Source organism: Stenotrophomonas sp. P5_A8, from assembly GCF_056400545.1.
The window spans coordinates 1-3,131 of the sequence record NZ_JBFULB010000403.1; the positions used below are offsets into that span (position 1 = coordinate 1).

Below are 3,131 nucleotides of genomic sequence, written 5' to 3' on the forward strand. Positions count from 1 at the left end.
CGGCTGCTCCTGTCTCGGCTCTACCCTCCGGGGCGCGGCATCCCGGTAGAGCCGAGCCATGCTCGGCTGCTCTTGGCGCATACCGCGCGGCGCACGCGCCCTCAGACGGCAGCCGACCAACGGTCGGCTCTACCTCAGGCGGCCGTCCACACCGCCAACTCATACCCATCCGGATCGCGGAAATGAAACCGCCGCCCGCCGGGAAAATCGAACGCCGCCCGGCAGATTTCCGCCCCGGCCGCTTCCACCCGCTGCTGCGTGGCCGCCAGGTCATCGGCATACAGAATCACCAACGGCCCACCCGCGCGCACCGGCTCGTCCGTGGTGAACCCACCGCGCAACCGGCCATCGTCGAACTCGGTATAGCCCGGGCCGTAATCGGTGAACGACCAGCCAAACACCGCCCCATAGAACGCCTTGCTGCGGGCGATATCGGCCACGTTGAATTCGATGTTGTCGATGCGGCGATCGTTGCCGTGTGCTGTGCTCATCGCTGTTCTCGTATTGAAAGGAGCACCAGCATCGCCAGTTTCCGCGCGTCTGTCTTGAACAAAACGGCCAGTCAGCCGCGCCACTGCGCGCAGAGTTCGGCCGCACCGATTCCGGCCAGCGCCCGCACTTCCCGGCTCAGGTGCGACTGGTCCGCGTAGCCACCGTCGAACGCCAGCGCCGCCAGGCTGTCGCGTGGCCGCGCCCGCGCCAAACGCAGCACCCGTTGCAGGCGCAGGATCCGCTCCAGCATCTTCGGCCCGTAGCCGAACTGCGCATGGCACAACCGGCGCAGGCTGCGCGTACTCAGCTGCAGCGCCGTAGACACCGCCGCCAGGTCCATATTCCCCGCACGCACCTGGGCAAACACCTGCGCCGCCGCGGCATCGGCCGTGCCATTGCCAGCCAGCCCGGCCAGCTCCAGCGCGAACACCTGCTGCCGCACCTCGCTATCGCCCACCGCGTTCAACCGCGCCGCCATCCGCCGCGCCCGCACGCCCAGCACGTCCTCCAACGCCACCGCCGTCCCCACGATCTCCGACAGCGGCAGCCCCAACCATGCCTGCGCCGCACCCGGCTGAAACCGCGCGCCCAACACCTGCGCACCGGGCGTCAACTGCGGGTGCGCGGCCACCACGTCCGGGCCCACCACAAACAGCCGCCCATCGCGCCAGAGAATGTCCACGCAACCATCGGGCAGCACCGCCACCTCACCGCTGTGGCCCACCGGCAGATCGCTGCGCCACAGCTGCCCGAAGCTGCCGCGCAGCGCAGCCGGCGGCGCCCACTCGCGGTAGCGACCGGTAGCCCCGGCAACGCTGGGAAGTTCCGCAGGATTAGGACGGGAAGACATGCGCGGACGATAACGCATCACCGGACGCCGGACCGAACGCGCGTTAATTCCCGGGAGCAGGTAGAGCCGAGCCATGCTCGGCTGCCCTTCGCTCCGCCCGTACCAACGCATGGTCCACGCGCCCGCCGTGCACTGAACTCCGGTGTGAACCCCGGTGTGTTCAGGCCGCAGGTCTTCGGACGCACGCACCGCGCATTGCGCGGTTGCCGAGCATGGCTCGGCACTACCAAACGCGCGTTGATCCCCAAGAGAAGCGGTTGCCGCGCATGGCTCGGCACTACCCGCCCGCGCGCTTACTCCCGAGAGAAGGGTAGAGCCGAGCCATGCTCGGCTGCTCTTCGCCACAAAAAAAGACGCCGGGCAAGCCCGGCGTCTTCAAAAATCCTGCAGCGCCACTCACTGCGCCTTGATTGCCATCGCCTGAAGCCCGGTCCCATCCAGCTTCTGCTTGGCCTCCGCCAGCTCACCCGCGCTGCCATACGGCCCCATGCGCACGCGATACACCGTCTTGCCGTTGATCTGCGCCGATTCCACCCGCGCCGCCAAACCGATCATCGCCAGCTTGGCCTTGGTCGCCTCGGCGTCGCCAGACGCACCAAACGCGCCGGCCTGCAGGATATAGCGCACGTTGCTGGCCGCCGGCTCAGCCGCCGCAGCAGCAGGCGTCGCCGCAGCAGCCGCCGGCTTCGGTGCCGCCGGAGTAGCCGCTGCCGTCTGCGCCGGCGTCGTCGCCGGAGCCGTGGTTGCTGCCGGGCGTTCCGCCACCGGGGCGGGCAGCGGGGCGGTGCTCACTGCCGCAGGCGAGGTGGTTGCGGCGGTGCTGGTCGGCGCCGGTGCCGGTGGCAACGGACGGCCTTCCAACGCCGCCTGCGCGCGCTGCGCCTCGGCCTTGGCGCGGCGCTGATCTTCCGCACGCGCGCTGGCCGCCAGCTCCGCATCGGACATTTCCACTTCCTTGCCGGGCAGCAGGGTGTAGAAGTCGTACTGCGTGGCCGGCTTGGCCGGTTCGGCAGGCTTGGCCGCCGCACCCGGCTTGGGCAGCTCCGCGCCCACGTCGGTATCGGCGTCGCTTACCGGGGCCGGCTGGGCGTTCGGGTTCGGCTGCGGGCCAACCCGCAGGAAGCCATCACCGTCGTTCTTGAACAGGTTCGGTGCCGCCAAAAACACCACGGCCGCAATCGCCACACCCGCAACCAGCCACACCCATCCCGGTGTGCCCTGGCTGCTGTTGCGCCGTGCCTGGCTCTTGCCGCGTCGTGCTGCCATTTACTGCTTCTCCACTGCTTACATTTTTTCCGGGGCGGAAACGCCCAGGACGTTCAGACCATTGGCCAGCACCTGGCGCGCCGCGCACGCCAGCGTGAGCTTGGCATTGCGCTCGGCATCGTCAGCCACCAGCACCTGCGTGCCGTGATACCACGTGTGGAAGGCGTGCGCCAATTCACGCAGATACTGCGCGATCAGGTGCGGTTCCAGCGCGATACCGGCCGCTTCCACCACTTCCGGGAAGCGCGACATTTCCACCATCAGCCACAGCGAGGCGTCGTCGCTCAGCGAGGCCATGCCGGCAAGGCCTTCGCCCGGCGTGTAGCTCAGGCCCTTCTCCTGCGCCTGGCGCAGCAGGCTGCACACCCGGGCGTGCGCATACTGCACGTAGAACACCGGGTTGTCGTTGCTCTGCGCGCGGGCCAGGTCGATATCAAAGGTCAGCTGCGAATCGGGCTTGCGCGCGATCAGGAACCAGCGGGTCGCATCGCGGCCGGCTTCTTCGATCAGGTCACGCAGGGTC

4 protein-coding genes are annotated in these 3,131 nt (G+C 68.7%); all 4 read right to left on the reverse strand.

The window, feature by feature from the left end:
* Positions 1 to 134: 134 nt before the first annotated feature.
* The gene (locus AC1DQP_RS18700; protein ID WP_457321669.1) at positions 135 to 491 is read right to left on the reverse strand and encodes a VOC family protein; all 357 of its coding nucleotides are present in this window, start codon (positions 489 to 491) and stop codon (positions 135 to 137) included.
* Positions 492 to 562: 71 nt separating this feature from the next.
* Positions 563 to 1,342 (reverse strand): helix-turn-helix domain-containing protein, encoded by a 780-nt coding sequence (locus AC1DQP_RS18705; protein ID WP_457321671.1) that lies wholly within the window; start codon positions 1,340 to 1,342, stop codon positions 563 to 565.
* A 396-nt stretch (positions 1,343 to 1,738) separates the two neighbouring features.
* Complete coding sequence (locus tag AC1DQP_RS18710; protein WP_478052224.1) at positions 1,739 to 2,608, reverse strand: SPOR domain-containing protein; 870 nt, start codon at positions 2,606 to 2,608, stop codon at positions 1,739 to 1,741.
* 18 nt (positions 2,609 to 2,626) lie between these two features.
* Positions 2,627 to 3,131 (reverse strand): DALR anticodon-binding domain-containing protein (locus tag AC1DQP_RS18715; protein ID WP_478052225.1); only part of this gene is annotated, 505 nt, incomplete at its 5' end.

Excerpts from the sequence above, each read along its gene's own strand:
- AC1DQP_RS18705 (WP_457321671.1), bottom strand. The coding sequence starts at position 1,342 with ATGTCTTCCCGTCCTAATCCTGCGGAACTTCCCAGCGTTGCCGGGGCT.
- AC1DQP_RS18700 (WP_457321669.1), bottom strand. The coding sequence starts at position 491 with ATGAGCACAGCACACGGCAACGATCGCCGCATCGACAACATCGAATTC.
- AC1DQP_RS18710 (WP_478052224.1), bottom strand. The coding sequence starts at position 2,608 with ATGGCAGCACGACGCGGCAAGAGCCAGGCACGGCGCAACAGCAGCCAG.